This window comes from Sphaerisporangium sp. NPDC049457 (assembly GCF_055586705.1).
Genome location: NZ_JBVJHR010000018.1, coordinates 176,565 through 196,139 on the forward strand (window position 1 = coordinate 176,565; position 19,575 = coordinate 196,139).

At 69.6% G+C, this 19,575-nt stretch carries 19 protein-coding genes and 1 riboswitch; of the genes, 5 read left to right on the forward strand and 14 right to left on the reverse strand.

What is annotated here, in order from left to right; all coding sequences use genetic code 11:
* Positions 1-75: 75 nt before the first annotated feature.
* Positions 76-1,872, reverse strand: coding sequence for an Ig-like domain repeat protein (locus tag ACZ6QO_RS27250; protein WP_465854472.1), 1,797 nt, complete (start codon positions 1,870-1,872; stop codon positions 76-78).
* A 297-nt stretch (positions 1,873-2,169) separates the two neighbouring features.
* Between ACZ6QO_RS27250 and ACZ6QO_RS27255 the strand changes: the two genes are divergently transcribed.
* Both ACZ6QO_RS27255 and ACZ6QO_RS27260 read left to right on the forward strand, forming a co-directional pair.
* Positions 2,170-2,604: a GNAT family N-acetyltransferase gene (locus ACZ6QO_RS27255; RefSeq protein WP_465854474.1), complete on the forward strand. Its 435-nt coding sequence runs from the start codon at positions 2,170-2,172 to the stop codon at positions 2,602-2,604.
* Between the two features lie 129 nt (positions 2,605-2,733).
* Positions 2,734-3,372: a TetR/AcrR family transcriptional regulator gene (locus ACZ6QO_RS27260; protein WP_465854476.1), complete on the forward strand. Its 639-nt coding sequence runs from the start codon at positions 2,734-2,736 to the stop codon at positions 3,370-3,372.
* A 95-nt stretch (positions 3,373-3,467) separates the two neighbouring features.
* On the opposite strand, the gene ACZ6QO_RS27265 is transcribed toward ACZ6QO_RS27260, so the two are convergent.
* Both ACZ6QO_RS27265 and ACZ6QO_RS27270 read right to left on the reverse strand, forming a co-directional pair.
* Complete coding sequence (locus ACZ6QO_RS27265; protein ID WP_465854478.1) at positions 3,468-3,812, reverse strand: hypothetical protein; 345 nt, start codon at positions 3,810-3,812, stop codon at positions 3,468-3,470.
* A 160-nt stretch (positions 3,813-3,972) separates the two neighbouring features.
* Entirely contained in the window at positions 3,973-5,547 is a 1,575-nt protein-coding gene (locus ACZ6QO_RS27270) for an FAD-dependent monooxygenase (RefSeq protein WP_465854480.1), read from the reverse strand.
* A 77-nt stretch (positions 5,548-5,624) separates the two neighbouring features.
* Here ACZ6QO_RS27270 and ACZ6QO_RS27275 point away from each other — a divergent pair, with 77 nt between their 5' ends.
* Complete coding sequence (locus ACZ6QO_RS27275) at positions 5,625-6,254, forward strand: TetR family transcriptional regulator (protein WP_465854482.1); 630 nt, start codon at positions 5,625-5,627, stop codon at positions 6,252-6,254.
* A gap of 70 nt (positions 6,255-6,324) precedes the next feature.
* Here the strand turns inward: ACZ6QO_RS27275 and groL are convergent, their stop codons facing one another.
* The 5 genes from groL to ACZ6QO_RS27300 form a co-directional block, all read right to left on the reverse strand.
* The gene (gene groL, locus ACZ6QO_RS27280) at positions 6,325-7,950 is read right to left on the reverse strand and encodes a chaperonin GroEL (RefSeq protein WP_465854484.1); all 1,626 of its coding nucleotides are present in this window, start codon (positions 7,948-7,950) and stop codon (positions 6,325-6,327) included.
* Positions 7,951-8,347: 397 nt separating this feature from the next.
* Positions 8,348-8,548: a cold-shock protein gene (locus ACZ6QO_RS27285; RefSeq protein WP_380851964.1), complete on the reverse strand. Its 201-nt coding sequence runs from the start codon at positions 8,546-8,548 to the stop codon at positions 8,348-8,350.
* A gap of 398 nt (positions 8,549-8,946) precedes the next feature.
* Positions 8,947-9,222, reverse strand: coding sequence for a MoaD/ThiS family protein (locus tag ACZ6QO_RS27290; RefSeq protein ID WP_465854487.1), 276 nt, complete (start codon positions 9,220-9,222; stop codon positions 8,947-8,949).
* Between the two features lie 13 nt (positions 9,223-9,235).
* Positions 9,236-10,528 carry a threonine synthase gene (gene thrC, locus ACZ6QO_RS27295; RefSeq protein ID WP_465854489.1) on the reverse strand — a complete coding sequence of 431 codons (1,293 nt, stop codon included), beginning with the start codon at positions 10,526-10,528 and terminating at the stop codon, positions 9,236-9,238.
* Positions 10,529-10,542: 14 nt separating this feature from the next.
* Positions 10,543-10,709: riboswitch (SAM riboswitch) on the reverse strand.
* A gap of 195 nt (positions 10,710-10,904) precedes the next feature.
* Positions 10,905-11,468 (reverse strand): RNA polymerase sigma factor, encoded by a 564-nt coding sequence (locus ACZ6QO_RS27300; protein ID WP_465854491.1) that lies wholly within the window; start codon positions 11,466-11,468, stop codon positions 10,905-10,907.
* Between the two features lie 162 nt (positions 11,469-11,630).
* On the opposite strand from ACZ6QO_RS27300, the gene ACZ6QO_RS27305 reads away from it, so the two are divergent.
* Positions 11,631-13,058 (forward strand): alpha,alpha-trehalose-phosphate synthase (UDP-forming), encoded by a 1,428-nt coding sequence (locus ACZ6QO_RS27305; RefSeq protein ID WP_465854493.1) that lies wholly within the window; start codon positions 11,631-11,633, stop codon positions 13,056-13,058.
* Between the two features lie 111 nt (positions 13,059-13,169).
* Here ACZ6QO_RS27305 and otsB read toward each other — a convergent pair whose 3' ends face one another.
* Together otsB and ACZ6QO_RS27315 are read right to left on the reverse strand one after the other, a co-directional pair.
* Positions 13,170-14,006 carry a trehalose-phosphatase gene (gene otsB, locus ACZ6QO_RS27310; RefSeq protein ID WP_465854495.1) on the reverse strand — a complete coding sequence of 279 codons (837 nt, stop codon included), beginning with the start codon at positions 14,004-14,006 and terminating at the stop codon, positions 13,170-13,172.
* A 22-nt stretch (positions 14,007-14,028) separates the two neighbouring features.
* Positions 14,029-14,343, reverse strand: coding sequence for a DUF3263 domain-containing protein (locus tag ACZ6QO_RS27315; protein ID WP_465854497.1), 315 nt, complete (start codon positions 14,341-14,343; stop codon positions 14,029-14,031).
* Positions 14,344-14,685: 342 nt separating this feature from the next.
* Between ACZ6QO_RS27315 and ACZ6QO_RS27320 the strand changes: the two genes are divergently transcribed.
* A complete protein-coding gene (locus tag ACZ6QO_RS27320) occupies positions 14,686-15,498 on the forward strand; it encodes an SAM hydrolase/SAM-dependent halogenase family protein (protein ID WP_465854499.1) in 813 nt (270 codons plus the stop codon).
* Positions 15,499-15,649: 151 nt separating this feature from the next.
* Here the strand turns inward: ACZ6QO_RS27320 and ACZ6QO_RS27325 are convergent, their stop codons facing one another.
* From ACZ6QO_RS27325 to ACZ6QO_RS27340, 4 genes are read right to left on the reverse strand one after another with little or no spacing between them, the layout of a single operon-like run.
* On the reverse strand, positions 15,650-16,663 hold the full coding sequence (locus tag ACZ6QO_RS27325) for an ABC transporter ATP-binding protein (RefSeq protein ID WP_465854501.1): 1,014 nt from the start codon (positions 16,661-16,663) through the stop codon (positions 15,650-15,652).
* Positions 16,647-17,684, reverse strand: a complete 1,038-nt coding sequence (locus ACZ6QO_RS27330) for an ABC transporter ATP-binding protein (protein WP_465854503.1) — start codon at positions 17,682-17,684, stop codon at positions 16,647-16,649. Before ACZ6QO_RS27330 ends, ACZ6QO_RS27325 begins: the two co-directional genes overlap by 17 nt.
* A gap of 15 nt (positions 17,685-17,699) precedes the next feature.
* The gene (locus tag ACZ6QO_RS27335) at positions 17,700-18,620 is read right to left on the reverse strand and encodes an ABC transporter permease (protein WP_465854504.1); all 921 of its coding nucleotides are present in this window, start codon (positions 18,618-18,620) and stop codon (positions 17,700-17,702) included.
* On the reverse strand, positions 18,613-19,554 hold the full coding sequence (locus ACZ6QO_RS27340) for an ABC transporter permease (RefSeq protein WP_465854505.1): 942 nt from the start codon (positions 19,552-19,554) through the stop codon (positions 18,613-18,615). Before ACZ6QO_RS27340 ends, ACZ6QO_RS27335 begins: the two co-directional genes overlap by 8 nt.
* Positions 19,555-19,575 lie beyond the last annotated feature (21 nt).

A 19,575-nucleotide genomic window follows, 5' to 3' on the forward strand; every position in this document is an offset into this window, starting at 1 on the left:
CCATGCCCGCCGGGCACCGCGATGGTGCCCGGCGGCGCACGGCGAACCACCGCCTCTGTCCTCTTTCGACCGTCTTCATCCGGTGACGGCGAAGGAGGACAGCGGATGCTGAACGGCCGGCCGCGAATGCCGGCGCGGCGGGGCGCCGTGGGTGTGCCGGCCCGTGGACCGATGGCCGGGCCGAGAGGCGGCCCACGAGTGCCGGTGTCCGCGGTCCCCCCATTCGCCGAGGACGCCCTCGACCGTGTGCGCCGTCTGGACGGTCACGACGCGGGCGTGGTCGCGGCGATGATGCGTGTGATGTCGCGGCGCTTGGTGCTCGTTCGCGGCAAACGGGTGCTCATCGGCGCGTACCTCGGTGCTTCGCGGCTTCTCGCGCGTCTCGGGGCTCCGCGGCTCGTTCCGCGCCTCAGGCGTCCGCGGCTCCGGCGTCCCGCCTGCCGTCCCTCCTTCCTGCGCGGCCGGGGTCACCACGAGCGACACGGGCGAGGAGGTGGACTCCGCATGCGCGCTGTCACCACCGTAGGAGGCGGTGACGTGGTGCGCACCGGCCGTCAGGCCCCTCATGGTGAGGACGGCGGTCCCGTTCGTCAGGCCGGCCGTGCCCAACACGGCCGTCCCGTCGTAGAAGGTGACCTTCCCCGTCGGCGCCGGCTGCCGGACGGTCGTCCGTGCCGCTCCGCGGGAAGGGACCAGGCTGCCGACCGTGGCCGTGAGCGTCACCGGACCGCCGGCCGCCACCGGATTCGGTGAGACGCTCAGCTTCGTGGACGTCGCGATCTTACGAGGTCTCCGCGCGACCGCCGCGTCATTGGGAGACGATCCGGCAGGGACGGTCGCGATGACGGCGCTGGTGCTGGTGTTGATCACCGACACCGTGCCCGCGTCCATGTTCGAGACGTAGGCACGAGACCCGTCCGGTGTGAGCACCACATTCATCGGACCGACGCCCACGGGGACCGTGGCGATCACCGCACTGATCGCGGTATTGATCACCGACAGGGTGTTGGGGCCGGAATTGGGAATGTAGGCGCGTGCGCCGTCCGGGGAGAGGACCAGCTGGGCGGCGCCACGGACGGCGGGAATCGTGGCGACGATGGCGTTGGTCGCGGTGTCGATCACCCGCACGACATGGTAAGGAAAGCCGCAGAGCACATAGGCCCGGGCGCCGTCCGGGCTGATCGCCACCGGGTGGGGGAAATCATCGACCTGGACGGTGGCGACGACGGCGCCGGCCGCGATATCGATCACCGAAATGGCGGCCGGGTAGAAGCCGTCGACATACGCGCGGGTCCCGTCCGGTGAGATCGCCACCTCTCCCGGACCGTACGCGACCGGGATGGTGCCGATGACGGCGCTGGTCGCGACATCGATCACCTTCACGGCGTTCGTCCGGGATACAGGGACGTAGGCGCGCCGGCCGTCCGGGGTGAACGCCGCCTCGTGGGGCTCGTCGCCGACGGCGACCGTGGCGGCGACCGTGGCGGTCGCGGTATCGATCACCGACACGGTGCCCGAGTTGACGTTGGTGACGTAGACGCGGGTACCGTCCGGGCTCAACGCCAGCCAGACCGGATTCTCACCGACGTGGACGGTGGCGGTGACGCTGTTGGTCGCGGTGTCGATCACTTTCACGGTGTTGGTCCGGGAGCTGGTGACGTAAGCGCGTGTGCCGTCAGGAGAGGTCGCCACCCGCTGCGCACCGGCGCCGACCGGGATGGTGGCGGTGACGGTGTTGGTGGCGGTGTCGATCACCGACACATCGCCCGACCCGGTGTTGACCACGTAGATGGCGTAGGAGAGGTCCGGATCCCGCGTGGCGGCCACGGCCGTCACCGGCGCCGCCCCGACGGCCACAACCACGGTCACCATCGCGGCCACCAGCCGGCGGCGAGCGCGTGACCGCCCCTGCCGGCGAGGCGACCGGCCTGACGCCTCCCCAGCGGGATTTCCCCTGGCCTTCCTGATCGCACTCAGCATGGAGACCCCTCCATCGACATGACACGGGATCCCGTTCTACGTCCGCGTGACATCGCCTCAGCGGACGGCACACCCGCCTTTGTACTGGTGTACGAGAGCTTGACCGTTTCCCTGCCGGATCCCCACCTTCCTCACGGTCCCGCACACCCCAGCCCCCCTCGGCACCCACCGTTTGTTAGCGTGACGGTCGTGGCGGATGCGATGGACGGGGCTCTGGCGTTGCGGGCCGGGACGGCGGAGGACGTGGAGGCGGTGCTGGCGTTCTGGTCCTACGCCGCCGAGGGCACAGATCGGCGCGACAGCGCGCAGGCCGTGCGGCGGCTGATCGAGCGCGACCCCGAGGCGCTGCTGATCGCGGAGCTGGACGGGCGCATGGTTGGCACGGTGATCGCGGGATGGGACGGATGGCGGTGCCACCTGTACCGGCTGGCCGTCGATCCCGCCCACCGCCGCAGAGGCATCGCCCGCGTCCTGCTGGACACCGCTGAGAAGCGCTTCACCGAGTACGGGGGGATGCGCGCCGACGCGATGGTCCTGCATGACAACACGGCGGCCCATCATGCCTGGACCGCCGCCGGTTACCTGCGCCAGCCGCAGTGGGGCCGCTGGGTCAAGCCCTTGTGACCCGGCCGCGCCGCGGTCGCCGCTCCCGCGGCGCGTCGGGTGGGTCATCGACCCGGTTCCCCGCCTCAGCGAACGTGGAGCGGCCCCATAGGTGGTGCCGCCCAAATTTCCGTGCCTAGGATCGAGCGCATGGAAGAACGGCTCGGACTGCGCGAGCGTAAGAAACGCGAGACGCGCCAGCGCATCGCCGACATGGCCATGGGCCTGTTCATGACGCGCGGCTTCGACAACGTGACCGTGGCCGAGGTGGCGCGGGTGGCCGACGTCTCCGTCAACACGGTCTTCAACTACTTCAGGACCAAGGAAGACCTCTTCCTCGACCGCCAGGACCTGTTCGTGGACGCGCCGAGCCGCGTGGTCCGCGAGCGGCGACCGGGCGAGCCTGTGGTCGCCGCCCTCCGCCGCGACTTCATCGAAGCGCTGGACGAGGGCGACTGGCGCAGCGGGCTGAACGAGGGGGCGGAGGTCATGACCCGCCTGATCGGCGCCAGTCCCTCGCTGCAGGCCCGCCTGCGCGAACTGGCCGAGCGCCGGGAGCAGCGCCTCGCCGAGACCCTGGCGGAGGAGACCGACGCCGCCGAGGACGACGTCCGGCCCGGCCTGGTCGCCGCCCAGGTGTGCGCGGTCACCCGGCGCCTCATCGCGGACGGCGTCCGGCGCAAGATGGCCGGCGAGGACCACGACCGGGTCGTCGCCGACGTCCGCGCGCAGGCCGGGCTCGCCTTCGACCTGCTGGAGAAGGGCATCGGCTCCTACGGCGCGCGGTGACCTCACCGGCGGCGCACCCCCTGCCGCCGGTGATCCCCTGTCATGCGCTCGCGTTCCCATCTACGCCGGTCGTTCCCCGCCGGCGTGGAAGGCGATCAGCTGGTGCAGGTGGCGGAGACCGTCAGCCCACTCCAGACGGCGGAGTCGTTCTGGGCGCTGATCGTCAAGATGTAGCGGTGGAAGGCGTCGGAGTAGGTGTCCAGTGAGGTGCCGGTCACGGTCACACCGGCCTTGGGGGTGAAGGCGACGGTGTCGAGCAGCATCGTGGGAGCGTAGGACGGGCACACCAGACGCATCGTCGTGCTGGAGGCAGGCGCGATCGCGGTGTAGTTGGAGACCCCCTTGGTGGTGGCGGCGGAGGCGGGGCCGGCGACGGCCAGCAGCCCTCCGGCGAGGGTGGCGCCGGCGGCGATGGCGCGGAGGCTGTGACGAACCTTCATGACGTTCTCCTCATGACCGTTGATGTCCCTGGACGCGCGCCCGCCGCTTTTCCGGCCGGTCGCCGCGTCCGATGGATCAATGGTGTTCGGGAGGGCTTGGAGGCCGCTTAAGGTCGTCTTGGCCGTACCGCCCCAAGGCCGCCACCACGCTGGGAATCGGCTAAAGCCGCACGTCGTGGGCGCTCGCGGGCGAGCCCAGCCAGGTGGCAAGGGCCTTTTCCAGCGCACCGGCGTCGGCCCGTCCCTGCTCGCCCGCCCAGGCGACGAACCCGTCGGGCCGCAGGAACAGCCCGGTGAGTTCGGGGAGCTCCGCGGCGCCCGCGGCGACCACCGTCAGCCTGTCGAGGTAACCGGCGGCCGGCTCGCGCAGCTCGCCGTTCGGGTCGAGCAGCAGCGCCCTGCCGTCGTGCATGTGGTCGGCGAGACGCGAGCCGTCGGACAGCTCGAAGTCGGGGGCGCTGCGGCCGACGAGGTCGTGATCGCCCGGCAGGTCATAGCGCTGCCAGACGCCGGAGATCTTCTTGGCGAAGTAGGTGGTGCCGGTGACGGTCTCGGCCAGGTCGTTCACGATGTTCCGCAGGGCCCTTGCGTGGGGATCAGGGCGCATCAGCGCCACCTGGGCGCGTGTCCAGTCCAGCACCCAGGCCCCGATCGGGTGCCGTTCGGCGGTGTAGGTGTCGAGCAGGCCCTGCGGCGCCCAGCCGCGCACGGTCGCGGCGAGCTTCCAGCCGAGGTTCACCGCGTCCCCGAGGCCGAGGTTCAGGCCCTGGCCGCCGAACGGCGAGTGCACGTGAGCGGCGTCGCCGGCGAGCAGCACCCGGCCCAGGCGGTAGGTGGTCGCCTGGCGCGCGTTGTCGCTGAACCGGGTGGCGCTCTTGACGGCGGTCACGGTCACCTCGGCCCCGGTGACGTGCCGGATGGCCTCCTGCAGCTCCTCTGAGGTGACCGGGGTGTCGCGGCCGGCGCGGGGAGCGGTGAACTGGACGGTGAGAATGCGCCCCGGGACGGGTCCGTGCGCGTACACGCCGGTGGGGGTGGCGTGCCACCCGGCGCCCAGGGCCTCGGCGCCCTCCATCTCGCCGAGCATCTGGTAAGCGGTGATCTCGGGATCGGTGCCGGGGAAGTCGAACCCGGCGAGCTTCCTGACGGTGCTCCGCCCGCCGTCGCAGCCGGCCAGCCAGCGGCAGCGCACCTTGCCCGCGCTCGTCGACACGGTGACGCCCTCGTCGTCGGCTGCTAGGCCGGTCACCTCGACGCCCCGCCGCACCTCGACGCCGAGCCGCGCGGCGTGCTCGGCGAGAAGGCCCTCGACCTGCTGCTGGTTGACCAGCCCGATCTGGTCGGCCGGGCCGTGCCCGGTGAGGTCGATGTCGGCGGGGTCGAGCCGGTCGCCGTGCAGCATGATGCCGGCGAAGTGCCCGGCGAACCTCGGCGGCGTCCGCGGCGCGGGCGGCCCTCCCGTCCCCCCGGAGGCCGGCGCCCCGGCCCGTTGACGCATGAAGGCGGCGAACTGCTCCAGGTTGCGTTCCTGGGCCTCGCGCAGGACGGGGAGCAGACCGCGCCGGTACAGCGCCTCCACGCTGGGCGTGTTCAGCGCTCCGGCCTTGATCGTGGGGTCCATGCCCTCCAGCCGCTCCACCACCATGGCCGAGACGCCTCCGAGCGCCAGCTCACAGGCCAGCATCAGCCCCACGGGACCGCCTCCGGCGACCACCACGTCCACGTCGTCCGACATACCGCCTCCAGCCCAGATGATTACTGCGAATAGAAACTTACCGTAGCAGTAACTTTCTACCAACTATAGTCACTTGGGTGAGCAGCGACCTCGGACTGCGTGAGCGCAAGAAGCGGGAGACCCGCCGGCTGATCTCGGACGTGGCTTCGGGCCTGTTCATGCTGCGCGGGTTCGACAACGTCACGGTCGCCGAGGTGGCGGAGGCCGCGAACGTCTCGACGAAAACGGTGTTCAACTACTTCCCGCGCAAGGAAGACCTGTTCCTCGACCGCATCCCGGAGGCCGTCGAGCTGATCGAGCGGGCCGTCCGCGAGCGGCCCGAAGGCGTGCCGCCGCTGGCCGCGCTGCGCGGCCTGGCCGACGGGCTCCTGCGAGAAGGCCATCCGCTGGCCGGCATCGGCGAGGGATACCAGCACTTCTGGCAGGTCATCCTGGACTCACCGGCGCTGCGGGCACGGCTCAGGGAGTCGGTGGACGAGCTGGAGAGCCTGGTCGCCACCCTGCTGGCAGAGGCGACCGGCGCCGACGCCGACGATTTCGAGCCCCGGCTCGCGGCCGGGCTGTTCGTCGCCGGTTACCGCGCCGCCTTCGTCGTCAGCGCCCGGAGGATTTTGGCCGGCGAGGACGCGCGGCAGGTCGTCCGCGACCACGCGGCCCTGCTGGAGCGCGCCTTCGACGCCGTCGACCGGGCGGTGGCCGGTCAATGACCGGAAAAGCCAAAGGGCCATCCCCGGAGTCCGGGGATGGCCCTTTCGGGTTCTGCGTGAGCCTGGTGGCTCAGAAGTCCATGTCGCCGCCGCCGGGCATGGCGGGAGCGGCAGGGGTCTTCTCGGGCTTCTCGGCGATGACGGCCTCGGTGGTGAGGAACAGCGCCGCGATGGAGGCGGCGTTCTGCAGCGCCGAGCGGGTGACCTTGGCCGGGTCGATGATGCCGTTGTCCAGCATGTTCACGTACTCGCCGGTCGCGGCGTTGAGGCCGACGCCCGTCTCGAGGTTGCGGACACGCTCGACCACGACGCCGCCTTCGAGGCCGGCGTTGACGGCGATCTGCTTCAGCGGCTCCTCGAGCGCCTTGCGGACGATCGCGGCGCCGGTGGCCTCGTCGTTGAACAGCTCGAGCTTGTCGAACGCCTTGGCGCCCGCCTGGAGCAGGGCCACGCCACCGCCGGGGACGATGCCCTCTTCGACGGCCGCCTTGGCGTTGCGGACGGCGTCCTCGATGCGGTGCTTGCGCTCCTTGAGCTCGACCTCGGTCGCCGCGCCGGCCTTGATGACGGCGACGCCGCCGGCCAGCTTGGCGAGACGCTCCTGGAGCTTCTCGCGGTCGTAGTCGGAGTCGGTGTTCTCGATCTCGGCGCGGATCTGGTTGACCCGGCCGGCGATCTGCTCGGGGTCGCCGGCGCCGTCGACGATGGTCGTCTCGTCCTTGGTGACGATGACCTGACGCGCGCGGCCGAGCAGGTCGAGCGTGGCGGTCTCGAGCTTGAGGCCCACGTCCTCGCTGATCGGCTGGCCACCGGTGAGGATGGCGATGTCGCCGAGCATGGCCTTGCGGCGGTCGCCGAAGCCGGGGGCCTTGACGGCCACGGACTTGAACAGGCCGCGGATCTTGTTGACGACCAGGGTGGCCAGGGCCTCGCCCTCGACGTCCTCAGCGATGATCACCAGGGGCTTGCCGGCCTGCACGACCTTGTCGAGCAGGGGGAGCAGGTCCTTGTTGGCCGACACCTTGGAGTTGACGATGAGAACGTAGGGGTCGTCGAGGACGGCCTCCATGCGCTCAGGGTCGGTCACGAAGTAACCGGAGATGTAACCCTTGTCGAAGCGCATGCCTTCGGTGAGCTCGAGCTCCAGGCCGAAGGCGTTGCTCTCCTCGACGGTGATGACGCCTTCCTTGCCGACCTTGTCCATCGCCTCGGCGATCATCTCGCCGATCTGCGTGTCGCCGGCGGAGATGGAGGCGGTGGAGGCGATCTGCTCCTTGGTCTCCACGTCCTTGGCGATCTTGGACAGCTCTTCGCTGACGCGCTCGACGGCGGCCTCGATGCCCTTCTTCAGGGACATCGGGTTGGCGCCGGCGGCGACGTTGCGCAGGCCCTCGCGAACCAGTGCCTGGGCGAGCACGGTGGCGGTGGTGGTGCCGTCACCCGCGACGTCGTCGGTCTTCTTCGCGACCTCCTTGACGAGCTCGGCCCCGATCTTCTCCCACGGGTCCTCGAGCTCGATCTCCTTGGCGATGGAGACACCGTCGTTGGTGATCGTGGGCGCGCCCCACTTCTTCTCCAGCACGACGTTGCGGCCCTTGGGACCCAAGGTCACCTTGACGGCGTCGGCGAGCTGGTTCATACCGCGCTCGAGACCGCGCCGGGCGTCCTCGTTGAACGCGATCATCTTGGCTGCCATACGGCTAGACCTCCCAGATACAGGGTGGCTTGCATCGGATCGAGCCGACGCCCGCGACGGCATTAGACCCGGGCCCCCACGGCACCTGTCGCCGCGGATCGCCAGGCCCCATCGCCTCGATCCAGGTTTGTCACTCTCGACAGGAGAGTGCCAACGAACTGTTTAGCACTCTACCCGGTCGAGTGCAAGCGACAACCCCTATGACCTGGGCGGCACAAGGATTTCTCAGACCGTATGCCCAATATTTGGCCCGAACGGCCAGGCTGGGCGGTAGGACCATGCAGGGAGACATGAAGGAAGGCCCGGCCCGTCTTGGTGCATGACAGACCGAACCTTCCAACTGCTGGACTGAGAGACTAGTGGATCTTCGTCATCGACCGGACGGACGCCGGTCGCGTCACACAGTGCGCACGGCCTCCGCTTGAGGACCCTTCTGACCCTGTGTGATCTCGAACTCCACTCGTTGACCCTGCTCAAGGGACCGATATCCCTCGGACATGATCGCTGAGTAGTGGACAAACACGTCCTTACCACCGTCTACCGCGATGAAGCCGTAGCCCTTGTCCGCGTTAAACCATTTGACGGTGCCCTGCGCCACTTTCCGACTCCTCTTGCTGGGCTCCGGACCCCGCCCACTCCTCCGCGGGACCCGTGACCTTCAGTGGCGAGACGCATGCGAACTCCTCGGCCACGTCGATCGTCCTCGACCATACCTGTGGCAAGGGTTGAAGCAACAGAGTCAATCAGGAAACTACTACTTGACGTTCGCTCTCAGCGGCACGCCGCCATTTATGCTCGCGTTTAGTTAGTTGACAATTACACTAACGGAGGGCCTAGTAAGCACTTCTATTATGATAGTCAGCCGGCCGTTCAGGGCCCCCGGACATGCGGACGCCCATGCATCCACCTGGGACGCATGGGCGTGGGGCGCCTGCGGAAGGGCGGCGGGTCTCGGGAGGCCGCCCGCCCGCGGGAAGGACGCGAAGTCCGCGGAGGTCAGCCTCCGGCGACGGCGGGGATCACCGAGACGTGCGCCCCCTCAGGAGTGGCGGTGTCGAGCCCCTCCACAAATCGGACATCCTCTTCTCCGACATACACGTTGACAAAACGGCGAATCTTGCCCGTTTCGTCCAGAATACGGGCCCCGATTCCGGGGAAGTCGGCGTCGAGCTTCTGGAGCACCTCGCGAAGGGTCGCCCCCTCACTGCTCACCTCCGACGCTCCGTCGGTGTAGGTACGAAGAATCGTCGGAATCCGCACAGAAACGCTCATTAATCGGGCCCTTTCAGGAGTTGTCGGCGACAGCCGTACGAAATGCGTCGAGCGAGGGACGGATGACCGCGGTGGGCCTCGCTTCCGCGGAGACCGCGTCGAGTGTCTTGAGACCGTCTCCGGTGTTCAGCACCACCGTCTCGGCCTCTGGATCCAGAAGGCCGTTGGCGACCAGTTTGCGGAGCACGCCGACGGTGACGCCGCCGGCGGTCTCGGCGAAGATGCCCTCGGTGCGCGCCAGCAGCCGGATGGCGTCCACCACCTCGGCGTCGGTGACGTCCTCGACCGCGCCGCCCGTGCGGCGGGCGATGTCGAGCACGTAGGGGCCGTCGGCGGGGTTGCCGATGGCGAGCGACTTGGCGATGGTGTCGGGCTTCACCGGCCGCACGATGTCGTGGCCCGCCTTGAACGCCGCCGACACCGGCGAGCAGCCCTGCGCCTGCGCGCCGAAGATCTTGTACGGGCGGTCCTCGACCAGGCCGAGCCGGATCAGCTCCTTGAAGCCCTTGTCGATCTTGGTGAGCTGGGAGCCGGAGGCCACCGGGATGACGATCTGGTCGGGGACGCGCCACCCGAGCTGCTCGGCGATCTCGAAGGCCAGGGTCTTGGAGCCCTCGGCGTAGTACGGCCGGAGGTTCACGTTGACGAAGCCCCACTTGTCGCCGAGCGGGTCGCCGATGAGCTCGGAGCAGAACCGGTTGACGTCGTCGTAGGTGCCCTCGATGCCGACCAGGCGGCCGCCGTACACCGAGGCCATGACGATCTTGGCCTCTTCGAGGTCGGACGGGATGAACACGCAGGCGTCCAGCCCCGCGCGCGCCGCCGCGGCCGTCACGGCGCCCGCGAGGTTGCCCGTGGAGGAGCACGACAGGGTGTGGAAGCCGAAGTTGCGGGCGGCCTCCAGCGCGATGGCGACGACCCGGTCCTTGAACGAGTGGGTCGGGTTGCCGGAGTCGTCCTTGACGTGCAGGCTGCGCAGGCCCAGCTCACGGGCCAGGTTGTCGGCCTTGACCAGCTTCGTCCAGCCGGGGGCCAGGTTGGGGCGGGACGCGACGTCGCGGGGCACCGGGAGCAGCCCCCGGTAGCGCCAGATGCTCGTCGGACCCGATTCGATCTGCTCCCGGGTCACCGCACCCTCGGCGGCTGCGGGAGCACTCCAGGCGTAGGCCACTTCGAGTGGCCCGAAACACTCCGCACAGGCGAAGATCGGGCCGAGGTCGTACCTGGTGCCGCATTCGCGGCACGAGAGGGCGACGGCGGGGCCGAAGTCGAGCGCGGTCGGTGTCTCAGCTGTTGCGAGCGCCATGAAGCGAGGCCTTTCCCTCATCTTCGCCCGGACCACCTTGGTCACGGGCCGGAATTGGCACCTGTCCCGGCCGGTCTCACTGGTCTTTGAGTGCCGCGTCGTTCGGCAGACGCGGATGACCACAGCCGGGAGGGTTGCCGGGGCTTCGCAGGGCCGGTCCCTCCACCCCTCTGGATGAGCAATATGAAGTTGTGGTCCCGCTCGTATCACAAGCAGGCCAACAGAACTGTACCTCGCCCATCAGCGCCTCTGGCCGCCCGTCTCACTCTACGAGACATCTGCGCACGTCAGAAGAAACCGCACGAGGTGCGGGCCACATCGGCGGGGACCTCGCGGCGCCGTGCTCGCGCGAGGCCGCAGGCGGCGTAAGGCGCGGTCAGGCGGGCCCGCCGTAGGCGTCGCCGAGCGCGGCCTGGACGTACTTGCGGGCCTGGTGGATGCGCGACTTGGCGGTACCGAGCGGAATGCCTAGCTGCTCGGCCACCTCGTTGTAGTCGAGTTGGCAGATGTCGCGCAGCACCAGGGCCTGGGCCAGATCGGGCTTGTCGGCCTCCAGCGCCTCCATGGCGTCGAGCAGGTCGAGCCGCGACCCGGCGATCACGCTGACCCGGCGCGGGTCGGCCCGCAGGTCGGGCACCTCCTCGGAGGTCTGCTCGGCGGCCCGGCGCTTGAGCGAGCGGTAGGTCGTGCGGGCGCAGTTGATGGTGACGATGTGCAACCAGGTGGAAAAACGCGCCCGTCCCTCGAACCTGCCGATGTTGCGGGCGACCGCCAGGAGCGTATCCTGGCAGGCCTCCTCCGCGTCCTGCTGGTAGGGCAGCAGTCTGGCGCAGTGCCGCAGCACATCCGGCTCGATGCGGCGGAGCAGTTCGCCGAGTGCCCGGTGGTCCTTGGCGGCGGCCGCGCGGGCCAGTTCCTCGGTCGTCTCGTCAAGTGCCATGCCCGAGCCCCTCTCGACCGCCTGTGCCCAGCCCTGACCTGACCACCAACCCATCTTATTGGGAGGGTTAAATTCAATTGATCTGCGGCCACGTGCGCATCACAACGGAGAGAAACGGCGAGGGACGACCGCCAGGGGCGGACGAGGAGTGGTGATGGGCGGATGAACACAGTTCTGCTGGCCTCCAACCGGGGGCCCGTGTCGTTCACGCTCGCCGACGACGGCACGCTGACGATGCGCCGCGGCGGGGGAGGCATGGTCTCCGGCCTGTCGGAGGTCGCCAAGGCCGGCGGGGTGCTGTGGGTGTGCGCCGCGCTGTCCGACGGCGACCGCAGCGCGGTGCGGCTCGCGCCCGGCGGCCGCCTCGACCAGGCCGGCTACGACACCGGCCCGGTGCGCATGCTGGACATACCGCCCGCCACCTTTCACCGCGCGTACAACGCGGTCGCCAACTCGACGCTGTGGTTCGTCAACCACCTGCTGTACGACACCCCGAACTCGCCGCAGTTCGACATGCGCTTCCGCAGAGAGTGGGAGTCCTACCAGGACTACAACGCCGCCTTCGCGCTCGCCCTGGCCGAGGAGGCCCCGCACGGCGCACGGGCGATGATCCAGGACTACCACCTCACCCTCGCCCCCGCGATGCTGCGGGTCGAGCGCCCTGACCTGCGCATCGCCCACTTCTCCCACACCCCCTGGGCGCCGCCGGAGTACTTCTCTCTGCTGCCCGACGACATCGCCGCCGAACTGCTGACCGGCATCCTCGGCGCCGACCAGGCCGGCTTCCTGACGGCGCGCTGGGCGTCGGCGTTCATGGACTGCTGCGAGACGCTGCTCGGCGCCCAGGTCGACCGCGTCCAGCGCACGATCACCTACGAGGGGCGCTCGACGCGCATCGGCGTGCACCCGCTCGGCGTCGACGGCGACGCCCTGTGGGCGCGGGCGCTGGAGCCGGACGTCGAGTCGCACATGATCGCGTTGCGCGAGCGGGTGGGCGACCGCAAGCTCATCGTGCGCATCGACCGCACCGAGCTGTCCAAGAACATCGTCCGCGGCCTGTCGGCGTACCGGCAGTTCCTCGCCGACCATCCCGAGTGGCACCGCAAGGTCGTGCATCTGGCGTTCGCCTACCCCTCGCGGCACGACCTGCCCGAGTACCGCGAGTACACCGCGGCCGTGCAGCGGTGCGCCAAGCAGATCGAGGACGAGTTCGTCGGCGAGGACTGGGATCCGCTGATTTTGAACGTGGACGACGACTACGCTCGCTCGCTCGCCGCCTACCGCATGGCCGACGTGCTGCTGGTGAACCCGATCCGCGACGGCATGAACCTCGTCGCCAAGGAGGGGCCCATCCTCGCGCCCAACTGCGCCCTGGTGCTGTCCAGGGAGGCCGGGGCCGCCGCCGAGCTGGGCGGGGACGCGCTCATGGTGAACCCCTACGACGTCTCGGGAACGGCGAACGCCCTGCACGAGGCGCTGATGCTCCCCGAGGAGGAGCGCGCGAAGCGCGGCGCCCGCCTCCGCGCGGCGGCGACGGCCCTGCCGCCGAGCCGATGGTTCGCCGACCAGCTCGCCGCCCTCGAACACTGACCGGCCCTCGAACACTGACCGGCCCTCGGACGCCGACCGGCCCGCCGTCCTCGAACGCCGGCCAGGGCCACGAGCCGGGACGGCCGCCGCCCGCACGCTGACGTCAGGGCGTCAGGGCGTCAGGGCGTCGGACAGGGCCGCCAGCAGGGCTGCGACGCCCGCGGGCCCCTCCACGACGAGGTCGGCGCGATCGGCGAGAGCGGTCACCTCGGCTGAGGCGCTGCACACCGTCACGCCGGGCAGGCCCGAGAGACGGACGGCCTCGAACGCGGCGAGATCGCCGAGGTCGTCCCCGGCGAACAGCACCGACCGGGCCCCGCGCTCGGCGAGGAACGCGCCGAGGGCGTCCCCCTTGTCCATGCCCGCGGGCCGCAGCTCCAGCACCAGGCGCCCCGGCTCGACCACCATGCCGGTCTCGGCGGCCAGCTTGGCCAGCGGCTCGCGCAGCGCTCTCAGGCTCGTCTCGGGGTGGGCGGCCCTGCGGGTGTGGACGGCGACCGCCCTGCCCTTGTCCTCGATGGTCACCCCGGGTTCCACGCCGTCGCTGACCGGATGACCGAGTGAGGCCAGCAGAGCGGGCAACTCGGCGCGGACGCGCTCGACCCCCGGCGGAGGCGGCGGGGAGCTGAGCTCGCCGCCCTCCCAGCGCTCCAGGCCGTACTGGCCGAGCACCACGAGCCCGGGCACGTCGGCGAGGCCCGGCCCGCCGGGCACCTCGCCGTAGGCGACGGCGGTGGCGGCCGGGCGGCCGGTCACGATGACCACCGCCCCGACCAGGCCGCCGAGGCGCACCAGCGCGGCGGCCGCGTGCGGGTCGACCCGGGCGTCCGCCGGGTCGGGGACGATCGGCGCAAGCGTGCCGTCGAAGTCCAGTCCGACCACGGCGCCCTGAGGATCGGCCTTGATCGCCGCCAATCCGGCTATGTCCGGCAATACATCATGAGTCACGCGTTGAGCACTACCCCACGGATCAAGGGCGCATGCCGAGGCGCCGCGCCGCACGCTCGCGCTGCCGCGAGGCGCGCAGCCGCCGCAGCCGCTTGACCGTGAGCGGGTCGAACGCCATGGCCTCCGGCCGGTCGATGAGCCGGCCCAGCAGCTGGTAGTAGCGCGTCGAGGAGATGTCGAAGGCGTCGCGGATGGCCTGCTCCTTGGCGCCCGCGTAACGCCACCACTGCCGTTCGAAGGCCAGCAGCTCGCGCTCGCGCTCGGTCAGCCCGCCCTGAGCCGGGGGGACGGAGGATTCCTCGGGGTCGCTGTCACCACGATCGGGTGCGGTGTCCATGATGTCCTCCTCGGTCGGGTACACGGGAGACGTGGACGGCGGGCCGGGCAGGGGAGATGCGACGGGCACCCGGGCGACGCGACCCTGAGCCACGACACGCGCGTGCGGCCCGTGGCAATCGTAGTCGGGAATTCGCGGCTGTTCATGACACTTCGGGAGACCCGGTCGGCCTGGATCAACGAAGCGCCGACACGCCTCCACGACCGCCGAACCCTCATAACGGCCGTATCAGGGCAGAACCATGCGCCATCCGCCCGGCCGGACACGGAGATCGACAAGGTTGCCGCCGTCTGCGGATGCGCCCCTATGACACCGCGTTCCAACGACGTACAGTCACCAGTTGTGACCTCTGTCATCACGCTTCTCACTGACTATGGCCTGGAAGACGGCTTCGTGGGCTCCTGCCACGGGGTGATCATGAGCATCGCCCCGCAGGCACGGGTCATCGACGTCTGTCACCTGGTCCCGGCCGGCGACATCCGGCGCGGTGCCGCGATCCTCGCCCAGACGCTGCCATATCTGCCCGCCGGCGTGCACGTCGGCGCCGTCGACCCCGCCACGGCCAGCGCCCGGCGATCGGTCGTCGTGGAGGCCGGCGACCGCGTGTTCATCGGCCCCGACAACGGCCTGCTCTCGTGGGCGCTGATGGCGGCGGGAGGCGCCCAGGTGGCCTACGAGATATCGAACAGAAGGCTGTTCCTCAACCCGGTCTCGCCGGCCTTCCCCGGCCGCGACATCTACGCCCCCGTGGCGGCGCGGCTGTGCGCGGGACACAAGATCACGGATGTCGGCCCCGAGATCCCCCTCGACCGCCTTCTCTCGCTGCCGGCGCCGACGGCGCGGCTGGGCGAGGGGGCGGCCGACGGCGAGGTCCTCTCGCTGGACCGCTACGGCAACGTGCAACTCTCCGTGACCGCCGAAGATCTGGAGTCGATCGGCGTCCGCGTCGGCGACACGCTGGCGGTGTCCATGGGCAGACGGCAGATCACGATCCCGTTCCGCGACACCTTCGCCGCCGTGCCGCGGGACGCCCTGGTCGCGTTCGTCGACTCGGCCGGTCGCATCACCTTCGCGGTGCGGTCGGGCGACGCCGCCGAACGGCTCGGCCTGCCGCCCGGCGCCCACGTGCGGCTGGCACGGGCGGGCGAGGTCTGACCGATCGCGGCGCCTTCTCCGCGATCATTGCCATCCGCTGACGTTCACCACCCTCGGGCGGCGACGGCCGCCGCGCCCGCCGTGACGCAGAAACCCTCCACGGACGAACCGTGGAGGGTTTCTCCGCACGCGCGGGGCGAAAGCCCGGAGGCTAGGACGCGTGGATGATGTCGTACGCCTCGGCGAAGTGGCAGGCGCTGAGGTGCCCGCCCGCGCGCATCTCCAGCGCCGGCTCCTGCTCGGCGCAGATGTCCTGCGCCTTCCAGCACCGGGTGCGGAAGCGGCAGCCCGAGGGCGGGTCGGCCGGGGACGGCGGGTCGCCCTGCAGGATGATCCGCTCGCGGGTCTCGCGTCCCTCGGGGTCGGGGACGGGCACCGCCGACAGCAGGGCCTGGGTGTACGGGTGGGCAGGCCGCTCGTAGATCTCCTCGTCCTTGCCCAGCTCCACGATCTTGCCCAGGTACATCACCGCGACGCGGTCGGAGATGTGCCGGACGACCGACAGGTCGTGGGCGATGAAGATGTAGGCGAGGTTGAACTCGCTCTGGAGCCGCTCCAGCAGGTTCATCACCTGCGCCTGGATCGACACATCGAGCGCCGAGACCGGCTCGTCGCAGATGATGATCTCAGGCTGCAGCGCCAGGCCCCGGGCGATGCCGATGCGCTGCCGCTGGCCGCCGGAGAACTGGTGCGGATACCGGTTGATGTGCTCGGGGTTGAGGCCGACCACTTCCAGCAGTTCCTGCACCTTCCTGCGGCGGTCGCCCTTGGGCGCCACCTCGGAGTGGATCTCGAACGGCTCGCCGATGATGTCGCCGACCGTCATGCGGGGGTTCAGCGAGGTGTAGGGGTCCTGCATGACCATCTGGATGTTGCGGCGCATCCGCTTGAGGTCTCCCCCGCGCGACCGCGCCATGTCGGTCCCGTTGATCTTCACCTCGCCCGAGGTGGGACGCTCCAGGGCCATGAGGAGCTTGGCGAGCGTGGACTTGCCGCAGCCCGACTCGCCCACGACGCCGAGCGTCTCGCCGCGGTGCAGGTCGAAGGAGACTCCGTCCACCGCCTTGATCGCGCCGATCTGGCGCTTGAGAACGATGCCCTGGGTCAGCGGAAAGTGCTTGACCAGGTCACGAACCTCGAGGATCCGCTCACCCGAGGGTGCCATCGAGGACCTCCCGGTAGTAGTGGCAGGCGCTTCCGCGCGTCCCGCTGATCTCGTACAGCGGAGGCACGTCGGTCACACAGTTGTCGCGACGGTACGGGCAGCGGGGGTGGAAGGCACAGCCCGAAGGCATGTTGAGCAGGTTCGGCGGAAGCCCCTTGATGGCGTAGAGCTCCTGGCCCTTCATGTCGACCCGGGGGATCGAGTCGAGCAGGCCCTTGGAGTAGGGGTGCGCCGGGTTCTTGTACAGGTCGTGGACCGGAGCGTCCTCCACGATGCGCCCCGCGTACATGACGGCGATCTTGTCGGCCACGTCCGCGACCACGCCGAGGTCGTGGGTGATCAGGATCAGGCCCATGTTGCTCTCGCGCTGCAGCTCGGCGAGCAGCTCCATGATCTGGGCCTGCACCGTCACGTCCAGCGCGGTCGTCGGCTCGTCCGCGATCAGCACCTCGGGGTCCAGCGCGATCGACATCGCGATCATGATGCGCTGGCGCATGCCGCCGGAGAACTGGTGGGGGTAGTCGTTGACCCGCTGCTTGGCGGCGGGGATGCGGACGCGGTCCATCAGCTCGACGGCCTTCTTCATGCCGTCGCGCTTGGACATGCCGCGGTGGACGCGGAACATCTCGCTGATCTGCCAGCCCACGGTGAACACCGGGTTCAGCGCGGAAAGCGCGTCCTGGAAGATCATCGCGATGCGCTGGCCGCGGATCTGGCTGCGGGCCTGGTCGGAGAGCTTGAGCATGTCGGTGCCGCGGAAGCGGACCTCGCCCTTGGGGATGCGGGCCGGTGGCATGTCGAGGATGCCCATGATGGCCTGGGCGGTCACCGACTTGCCCGAGCCCGACTCGCCCAGCACGGCCAGGGACTCCCCTGCGTTCACCGTGTAGCTCACGCCGTTGACGGCCCGCACGACGCCCTGCCGCGTGTTGAACTCCACGTGCAGGTTGTCCACGACGAGCAGAGGCTCGTGTGCGGCGTTCGTCTCCAAGGAGTGCGTGTCGATTGACGGGTTAATCACCTTCGGTGCCCTCTCCTACCGCAGCTTCGGGTCTAGCGCGTCACGGACCGCGTCACCCAGCATGACGACGCTGAGGATGGTCAGGCTGAGGAACAGCGCCGGGAACAGCAGTGGAAGCGGCGCCTCCAGGAAGCGGTTGCGCGCGTCCGCGATCATCAGGCCCCAGGAGATCTGCGGCGACTGGATGCCCACGCCCAGGAAGGACAGAGCGGCCTCGGCGGCGATGAACGCCCCGAGGTTGATCGTGGACACCACGATGACCGGCGCGACGGCGTTCGGCAGGATGTGCCGGAGCATGATCCGCCCAGGGCCGGCGCCGAGGGCGCGGGCCGCCACCACGTAGTCCTGGTGCTTGGCCGTGATGACCGCCGCGCGCATGATGCGCAGGATCATCGGCCAGGCGAGCAGCGACAGGGCGAGCACGACGCTGCCGATGCCCGCGTTGTCGCGTCCGATGACCGCCAGGATCAGCAGGGCGCCGAGGATGGAGGGGATCGCGAAGAAGATCTCGGCGACGCGCGAGAGCAGCACGTCGACCCAGCGGCCGTAGAAGCCGCCGAGCAGGCCCAGCGCACCGCCGAGGACGGCGGTGAGAATGGCGCTGACGAACCCGACGATGATGGAGACCCTGGCGCCCCAGATGACCCGGGAGTAGACGTCACACCCGAGGTTGTCGGTGCCGAACCAGTGCTCGCCGGTGATGCCCTTGCGCGCCTGCGCGAGGGAACAGGTCGAGGGGTCCACCCCGACGGTGTCGAACAGCGACGGGAACGCCGAGATGGCGACGAGCAGCACCAGCATGGCGGCGCCGATGATGAACACCGGGTTGCGCCGCAGGTCGTACCACGCGTCCGACCACAGGCTCGCCGGCTTGCTCTCCTTGGCCGGTCCGGCGGGTTGCGACGGAGCCAGCGAAGGAATGGTGTCGTTACTCATAGCGGATCCTGGGGTCGAGGACGGCGTACAGGAGGTCGACGACGAGGTTGGCCACGATGTAGATCAGGACCAGGACCGTCACGATGCCCACCACGACTGAGTTCTCGCGCAGGTACACCGACTGGAAGAGCTGCTGACCGATGCCCGGCAGGTTGAAGATCGTCTCGGTGATCACCGCGCCGCCCATCAGCGTGCCGAGGTCGGCGCCCAGATAGGTCACCAGCGGGATCAGCGAGTTGCGCAGCGCGTGCCGCGCGAGCACCCTTCGTCTCGGCATCCCCTTGGCGATGGCCGTGCGGACGTAGTCCGCGCGCAGCGTCTCCATCAGGCTCGTCCGGGTGAGCCGGGTGAGATAGGCGATGGAGATCATGGCGAGGACGAACCCGGGCAGCAGATAGCTGCGGATCCCGTCCTGGACGCCCGCCACGGGGAAGAAGTCGATGCCCGTGGACTGCTTGAGCTTGACGCCGAGCACCAGCTGGAGGACGAAGCCGCTGACCAGCGTGGGGATGGAGACCATCAGCAGGGTGACGGCCAAGATGGCCTTGTCCTCCCACCTGCCGCGGCGGAGCGCCGCCCACAGGCCGAGCCCGATGCCGATGATCGCCTCGAAGATCAGTGCGGCGATGGCCAGCTTGAAGGTGACCTGGAACTTGCCCTCGAAGATGGTGGAGACCGGCAGCCCGCGGAAGGTGGTGCCGAAATTCCCGCTCACGATGTCACGGAGGTAATAGCCGTACCGGACGATGAGTGGGTCGTTGAGGTGGAACTGCTCCCGGAGTGCCGCCGCGAACACCGGGTCGACGCGCTTTTCGCCCGCCAGCGCCTGCAGGGGGTCACCCGGCAGCGCGTAGACGATGGCGAAGATGAGGAACGTGGTGCCCAACAGCACAGGGATCGCCTGGAGAAGGCGCCTGATGACGTAGCGGCCCATCTAATCTCCCGATCATTACAA

Excerpts from the sequence above, each read along its gene's own strand:
- ACZ6QO_RS27300 (WP_465854491.1), bottom strand. The coding sequence starts at position 11,468 with ATGGCACTTGACGAGACGACCGAGGAACTGGCCCGCGCGGCCGCCGCC.
- ACZ6QO_RS27260 (WP_465854476.1), top strand. The coding sequence starts at position 2,734 with ATGGAAGAACGGCTCGGACTGCGCGAGCGTAAGAAACGCGAGACGCGC.
- ACZ6QO_RS27305 (WP_465854493.1), top strand. The coding sequence starts at position 11,631 with ATGAACACAGTTCTGCTGGCCTCCAACCGGGGGCCCGTGTCGTTCACG.
- ACZ6QO_RS27315 (WP_465854497.1), bottom strand. The coding sequence starts at position 14,343 with ATGGACACCGCACCCGATCGTGGTGACAGCGACCCCGAGGAATCCTCC.
- thrC (WP_465854489.1), bottom strand. The coding sequence starts at position 10,528 with ATGGCGCTCGCAACAGCTGAGACACCGACCGCGCTCGACTTCGGCCCC.
- ACZ6QO_RS27290 (WP_465854487.1), bottom strand. The coding sequence starts at position 9,222 with ATGAGCGTTTCTGTGCGGATTCCGACGATTCTTCGTACCTACACCGAC.
- ACZ6QO_RS27250 (WP_465854472.1), bottom strand. The coding sequence starts at position 1,872 with ATGGTGACCGTGGTTGTGGCCGTCGGGGCGGCGCCGGTGACGGCCGTG.
- ACZ6QO_RS27325 (WP_465854501.1), bottom strand. The coding sequence starts at position 16,663 with ATGGCACCCTCGGGTGAGCGGATCCTCGAGGTTCGTGACCTGGTCAAG.
- ACZ6QO_RS27270 (WP_465854480.1), bottom strand. The coding sequence starts at position 5,547 with ATGTCGGACGACGTGGACGTGGTGGTCGCCGGAGGCGGTCCCGTGGGG.
- groL (WP_465854484.1), bottom strand. The coding sequence starts at position 7,950 with ATGGCAGCCAAGATGATCGCGTTCAACGAGGACGCCCGGCGCGGTCTC.
- ACZ6QO_RS27340 (WP_465854505.1), bottom strand. The coding sequence starts at position 19,554 with ATGGGCCGCTACGTCATCAGGCGCCTTCTCCAGGCGATCCCTGTGCTG.
- ACZ6QO_RS27265 (WP_465854478.1), bottom strand. The coding sequence starts at position 3,812 with ATGAAGGTTCGTCACAGCCTCCGCGCCATCGCCGCCGGCGCCACCCTC.
- ACZ6QO_RS27335 (WP_465854504.1), bottom strand. The coding sequence starts at position 18,620 with ATGAGTAACGACACCATTCCTTCGCTGGCTCCGTCGCAACCCGCCGGA.